Below are 6,444 nucleotides of genomic sequence, written 5' to 3'. Positions count from 1 at the left end.
GTATATATGAGGAAATAGAAAAGTTGAGGAAAGAATTAAAATTTTATATTCTAAATACATGAAAGAAAATCGCGATTTGAATCTAAGAAAAATGGTCATACAGAAAGGAAAAAGAGGTATGGAAACGAAAGTTAAAAAAGGTTATGGAAAAGGCTGGGCGCTGATTCTTTATGGTTTTCTTGCATATTTTACTGCTACAGCTGTAGGTAGTGCGATGAATGCAGCATCTGGAACATTATCAGAGTTGAGAGGATGGAATGCAGCAATGTTGACCAGTTTTATTTCTCTTGGCGCAATCGCAAATGTAGTTGCCGGATTTGTATTTGGTAAGTTATCTACAAAGACATCCGCTAAAAAGTTAAGTATTATTTGTGGTATTATCTGGATCGCAGGCGTTGTTGGAATGGGTGTAACAACAAACCTTTGGTTGTTTGCAGTTTGCCTGATTGTTGCAAATGGTATTTCATGTGCACTTGGTTATCAGTTGGCACCGGTTATGATTGCAAGATGGTTTCCGAAGAGAAAAGGTATTATTATGGGAATTGTAACAATGGGTATTCCGCTTTGTTCCGGTGTTGCTACGATGATGTATCAGGCTGGTTATGCAGCTATGGGATCTCTCGGTGGTTTTGTTCCGTTTATCGCAGTATTTGTTGTAGCATTGATTATTCTGGTTATATTTCTTGCAGATAATCCGGCTGAAAAAGGATTTGTTCCGGATAATGGAATGCATATTGAAGGGGAAGAAGAAAAAGGATTTAATAAAGAAAGTATCTGGACAACAAAAAAACTTCTTGCGACTCCTCAGGTTTGGATTCACGGTGTGACATTGGGATTACAGCTTTTGTTTGCCAGCGGATTGATGGTACAGTTATTCCCAAGACTTCTTGAGATTGGATTCGATCCGGCAACAGCAGGAATGATGATGCTTGCATCCGGTCTTCTTGCTTTGCCTGGTTCTTATCTTTGTGGTGTACTTGACTCTAAGATCGGAGCAAGAAAAGCCGCTTATACATCTTATGTATTTGGAATTCTTGCAATGGTTCTGAACTTGACAGGTAATACTGTTTGTGTATGGCTTTCACTGGTATGTATCGGTATGGTTGTAGGTGGTGCAGCAAACTGGCCGGCATCTCTGTGTATCGAAGAATTTGGTGACAGCTTTGCAAATGGATATGGTATTATTCAGCCAATGATTCAAACAGTTGGAGCAGTTGGACCTGCATTCTTTGCTATCTTCTATGGAATGACAGGAAGCTACAGAATTCCGTATATCTGTGGTGCGGTGCTGATGTTAGTAGGATTGATCGCATTTGCACTTCTTGCAAAACCGGGATTTGTAAAAGCTGAAGAAGAGAAGTGCAGAAAATAAAGGGACAGGATTATGAACGCTTATAAAGTATTTACGGTAAACCCTGGTTCCACCTCTACAAAGATTGCACTGTTCGAGGGAGAGAAAAAGCTGTATTCTGCAAATGTCAGTCATGATGCTGAAGTGCTGGCACAATATAAGTCACTGGGAGAGCAGCTTACATACAGAAAAGAAACGATTGAAAATTTACTGAAGGAAAATCAGGTGGATCTGGAAGGCCTGGATGCATGTGTGGGGCGAGGTGGCGGTTTGCTCGCCATGGATGGCGGTACTTACGAGATTGACGAACTTGTGTTGGAACACTCTATCCGTGCAGCCAATGGAGTAATCCACCCGGCATGTCTGGGACCGAGCATTGCCCATGAGTTTGCAGAGACGTATGGTGCGAAGGCCTATGTAGTGAATCCACCGGATGTCGATGAACTTCAGGATCTGGCGCGGTTGACCGGTATCAAAGGAGTATATCGGGGAGTACATCTTCACGCATTAAATCTGAAGGAAACAGCGATTCGTCATGCAGAAACGATGGGAAAGAAGTACGAAGAATGCAATTTTGTAGTCTGTCATATCGGTGGAGGAATCTCTGTATCTGCTCATCGAAAAGGCAAGATGGTGGATGGATTTGATATTGTGGGAGGAGAAGGACCAATGGCTCCGACCAGATGCGGAAGTATTGCAGTTGCGGATCTTTTGAAATACTGTGCGGATAAAGATATCAAAACAGTGAAACAGCTTTGCACAAGAAACGGTGGGTTTGTCAATCACCTTGGAATCTCTGACGCAATTGAGCTTACGAAGCGGGCGGAAAACGGAGATCGGTATGCGGAGATGCTGTGGAATACCATGATCTATCAGATTGAAAAATGTATCGGCTCCATGGCAACCGTATTGCATGGTAAGGTAGAAGGCATTCTGCTTGGCGGAGGAATGGTGTATAATGAAGGGCTGGTTGCCCAGATCAAAGATACCTGCGAATGGATCGCACCTGTCAGTGCGTATCCGGGTGAGTTTGAGATGGAGGCTATGGCTTCCGGTGCAGCCCGTGTACTGGATGGAAAAGAAACTGTAAAAAAATATACAGGAGTCTGCAATTTCCAGGGATTTGATTTTGAAAAATAAATAGTGATTCATTGCAGAAGCGGGTGCCTCTAAAAAGAGAACCCGCTTTACTGCGTTGTGAGTTGTTTTTTATGTTTCCGAAAAGAAATCGATAATTTCGGTCTTTGTTTTTAACATCTGAAGGACTTCCATATCAATCGTATCATTGTAGAATGTATGTAAAAGTCGGAATAACAAAGAAGTATCATCCGGATGGAAGGCCGCCATAATGATAATTCGGATTTTATGAGAATTCCATATAATTCTGTGATCCAGAGTGGTGATTGATAGTTTCGTCTCTGTGGAAGGTATCAGAGAATGAAGGAACAGAATTCCGGGGTCGATGGCTCGAGTGGAAATGGATTCTCTTCTTAAAATGTCTGATAGATATTGAGGTTCTACCAGACGATTCTGTATAAAGTCAGATGCCATAAATTCAATAATGGAAAATCGGTCTGACAGAGATTCTTTTTCGTGCCAGAAAGCATGTTCTAATAATTCATTCACTGCTGTTTTTGGGGAAGAGCACATCTTTCCAATCTGCTTTTCCTGGATATATGATGACAGAGTCAGGTAGTCTTTTGGTGCCAAGAAATTGCTGATTTGTATCGTGTCTATTCCGGGATGATCCGTAATTGTTTTTCGAACGGTCGACAGAACAAGGTCGGTGTTTTGAAAGTCAAAGGCTGTTTTTGTATTAACAGGCAAAAGTGCAGTAATATCAAGATATTTATCAAATGCTCCCAGAACTTTCCTTTTTAATGCCCATGCGGCAGAAAGATTCAGATGACAGCATATAACAGTTTTCAGCTTTGCTTCCGGATGCGTCTCATATAAGAACTCCAAAGCACCGGAAATACAGTGGGCAAGATACAGAAGTTCCGTCTGGTTCATATAATATCCAAGATATTCCAGTGCCAGATCCTGAAACAGGTATGCAATTTCAAATTCTGTAAGAAGATTCTTTTTGGTAATGTTGGGATTCCCCTGCGTATTAAAAATATGTACCGGTGTCTGAAGGTAACGGAGGTATGACAGCAGCGTGATATAAAAATCATCATCGTCCGCAAAATCCAGATGAAAAACTTCCTGTATTTTTTTGAGATACGCATCGGCCATATTCAAAGTTCTTGGACCAAAATGCCGGGATAGGGAAGCTGAATCCGTGTTTGAGATATCAGGCAAATGCCCGGAAGCAATCCGCTGATAGATGTCATCTCGTTCCTCCTGATTAAATGCGCAGTGCAGCTGTCCTTCCAGTGCATCTAAAATGCTTGTGGCTGCAAGATTTGCCTGTGTATCCGGTTTGGGAACAGGAGAGGTACTGGGCAGAGGATGTCCGGAGCGGATACGGTGGTACATGATGGCAAGGGAGAGATTCAGAGAAACCAGAGTCGGATCCTCCATTGCAATGTTGTATTTGCTCAGGTGAAGAGGCACTTCATCCATAATATACTCCAGAATATCTTTATTTAAAAAATTATATCCATAATAGGTATTTCCGCTGGTATTGTAATTCCAGTCTTCGTGAAACAGGTGATTGAGAATATCACGCCGTTTTTTTTCGTTTTCTTCAAAAGAAAGATTGTCTTTTTTCTGTTCCAGTTTTATATAGGGCTCCGATAATACATATTTCATTTTTAAATGATGAAGGTCGTGTTCCAGCGTGGTATGGCTGACGAACATTTCGTCTTCCAGGTCGTACATGTTCAGTGGTTCATCTGTCAGGCACAGTCGGAATGCCAGATACCTGACACGGTCTTCTTTTGTAAAAAAAGCAGTATCTATCTGATTCATTTCCTGTATTTTTTCCGGGTTTTCAGCAGCATAGAGATAGCCTTTGCTCCGCTCAGACAGTATCTCTGCCTGATAAGGCCGGATATTGCGGTTGATTTCTACAACGTCGCTCCTGATAGTGCGCGGAGACACATTGAGCTGTTTTGCCAGTTCGCTTCCGGTAATATAGGTGGTCTGTTCCTGCATCATGTGAAGGAGCTTGCGTTGGCGAAGGGTTAAATTCAGTTTGTCCATAGCCGTAATCCTTTCTTGAAAAGTATAGATATATATTATCAAAAAGCATTGCCGTTTTAAAGAGGAAAAACCCAATTTGAGACAGAAGGGTCTGGAGATTAATATATAGATATAAAAAACAGGAGGTCATGAAAGATGAAATACGAAAATACCAGAAAAATAGTTTTAGATGCAATTTTGGACGCAGTTGATATGGGATTAATTCACGGCACATCAGGAAATATTGCCATGAGAGATGATAAAGAGGATGTAGTAGCGATCACACCAAGCGGAATTCCATACAAAGGAATGACAGCGGACCAGATTGCGATCGTAGATCTGAACGGTAAATGGCTGGACGGACCGTTCAAACCTTCATCAGAAGTTCCGATGCATACGGCAGCTATGAGAGCAAGAAAAGACATCAGAGCGACGGTACATACACACGGTATGTTTGCAACGATCGCAGCCATGAGTGGAGAACTCCTTCCAACGACTCCTCCGCAGGCAGAGTTCGTACCGGTTGGAATCGTTCCGTTTACAATGCCGGGAAGCGATGATGTGGCAGAAAAAGTGGTAGAAGCTCTTGGAGCAGAAGGAAGAGCAGTGTTGATCAAGAATCACGGAATGTTCTGCTGCGGGAAAGATATGAAAGCAGCTATGTCAGCTACGATTTACACAGAGGAAATGGCTCAGACCGCATACTACGCTAAGATCGCAGGTGTGTTCCAGCCAATGCCAGAAGAAGCAGTTAGGAAAATGAAAGAGTTGATCGCAGCAGACCAGGCAGTATAGGAGGAGCGGTATGAGTTTTAACTTTTTTGTAAAAAGCAATATAACGTTCGGAAGAGGTGCCGTAGAGAAACTTCCGGAGATTCTTGCAGGATATGGCTTGAAAAATATCATGGTTGTCTATGATCAGGGAGTAAAGGCAGCCGGCATCGCAGAGAAAGTGATGGAACAGGTGGAAAAAGCCGGTGTGAAAGCTACCATCTTTGACGGAGTCATTCCGAATCCTACCAATGAAGTGGTGGAAGAGGCAGCAGCGATTGCAAAAGAAGCACAGGTTGACGGTTTTGTGGCAGCAGGAGGCGGAAGCAGTATTGACCTGGCCAAAGCAATCAATGTTCTGATGACAAATCCCGGAACTATCGGTGAATATGGTGGAATGGGAATGGTGAAAAACCCATGTCTTCCATTGATCGCTATTCCTACGACGGCAGGAACTTCCAGTGAGATTACCAATGTAAGTGCACTGATCGATACAGAGAAAGTGATTAAATATGTTGTAATTGACAATAATATTGTGGCTTCAGACGTTATCGCTGACCCGGATTTTACAAGAACCGTTCCGGCAGGTGTTACTGCAGCAACAGGTATGGATGCAATTACACATGCGGTAGAGAGCTATATTTCCAACATGGCGACTCCGCTGACGGAGTACAATTCTCTGAAAGGGCTGGAGATTCTTCATAAAAATCTGGCAAAAGTTGTAAAAGACGGTTCTGATATGGACGCAAGAGAACAGATGATGCTTGGCTGTATTATCACAGGGTTTGGTTTCTCCAATGCGAACCTGGGACTGGTACACGGAATCGCTCATACATTGAGTGCACATTTTGGTCTTGCACACGGTATGGCAAATGCAACCGTGCTTCCATATGTTATGGAATATAATGCAGACAGTTGTCCGGAAAAAATGGTTGATCTGGCAAGAGCAATCAATCTTCCGGTAAGCGGTAACCTGGATGAGGATAAGCTTCTGCTTGCAAAAGAGTTGAAGAATCTGACTGCAGAACTTGGAATCAAGACCCTGTCAGAGCAGGGAATTGAAAAGAAAGACTTCGATATGCTGGCCGAGGATGTATTAAAAGAGCCTGTGTTGGGATTTAATCCACGTCAGAACATTACAAAAGAAGATATTCTTTCCATTCTGGAAAAGGCATTTTAGTGATAGAAGGGAC

5 protein-coding genes are annotated in these 6,444 nt (G+C 42.6%); 4 read left to right on the top strand and 1 reads right to left on the bottom strand.

Annotation, left to right across the window (positions count from 1 at the left end):
• The first annotated feature begins 118 nt into the window (after positions 1 to 118).
• Both JQM81_RS04910 and buk read left to right on the top strand, forming a co-directional pair.
• Positions 119 to 1,372 carry a CynX/NimT family MFS transporter gene (locus JQM81_RS04910; RefSeq protein ID WP_235232421.1) on the top strand — a complete coding sequence of 418 codons (1,254 nt, stop codon included), beginning with the start codon at positions 119 to 121 and terminating at the stop codon, positions 1,370 to 1,372.
• A gap of 12 nt (positions 1,373 to 1,384) precedes the next feature.
• The gene (buk, locus tag JQM81_RS04905) at positions 1,385 to 2,491 is read left to right on the top strand and encodes a butyrate kinase (RefSeq protein ID WP_235232420.1); all 1,107 of its coding nucleotides are present in this window, start codon (positions 1,385 to 1,387) and stop codon (positions 2,489 to 2,491) included.
• Positions 2,492 to 2,560: 69 nt separating this feature from the next.
• Here buk and JQM81_RS04900 read toward each other — a convergent pair whose 3' ends face one another.
• Positions 2,561 to 4,501, bottom strand: coding sequence for a BglG family transcription antiterminator (locus JQM81_RS04900; RefSeq protein WP_235232419.1), 1,941 nt, complete (start codon positions 4,499 to 4,501; stop codon positions 2,561 to 2,563).
• 135 nt (positions 4,502 to 4,636) lie between these two features.
• Here JQM81_RS04900 and JQM81_RS04895 point away from each other — a divergent pair, with 135 nt between their 5' ends.
• Together JQM81_RS04895 and JQM81_RS04890 are read left to right on the top strand one after the other, a co-directional pair.
• Entirely contained in the window at positions 4,637 to 5,275 is a 639-nt protein-coding gene (locus JQM81_RS04895; protein ID WP_235232418.1) for a class II aldolase/adducin family protein, read from the top strand.
• A gap of 10 nt (positions 5,276 to 5,285) precedes the next feature.
• Entirely contained in the window at positions 5,286 to 6,431 is a 1,146-nt protein-coding gene (locus JQM81_RS04890; protein WP_235232417.1) for an iron-containing alcohol dehydrogenase family protein, read from the top strand.
• Positions 6,432 to 6,444 lie beyond the last annotated feature (13 nt).

It is taken from the genome of Faecalicatena contorta, from assembly GCF_021531895.1.
In the GTDB taxonomy this organism is placed as follows: domain Bacteria; phylum Bacillota; class Clostridia; order Lachnospirales; family Lachnospiraceae; genus JAFBIX01.
This window is presented reverse-complemented; position numbering and strand designations above follow the sequence as displayed.

Excerpts from the sequence above, each read along its gene's own strand:
- JQM81_RS04910 (WP_235232421.1), top strand. The coding sequence starts at position 119 with ATGGAAACGAAAGTTAAAAAAGGTTATGGAAAAGGCTGGGCGCTGATT.
- buk (WP_235232420.1), top strand. The coding sequence starts at position 1,385 with ATGAACGCTTATAAAGTATTTACGGTAAACCCTGGTTCCACCTCTACA.
- JQM81_RS04900 (WP_235232419.1), bottom strand. The coding sequence starts at position 4,501 with ATGGACAAACTGAATTTAACCCTTCGCCAACGCAAGCTCCTTCACATG.
- JQM81_RS04895 (WP_235232418.1), top strand. The coding sequence starts at position 4,637 with ATGAAATACGAAAATACCAGAAAAATAGTTTTAGATGCAATTTTGGAC.
- JQM81_RS04890 (WP_235232417.1), top strand. The coding sequence starts at position 5,286 with ATGAGTTTTAACTTTTTTGTAAAAAGCAATATAACGTTCGGAAGAGGT.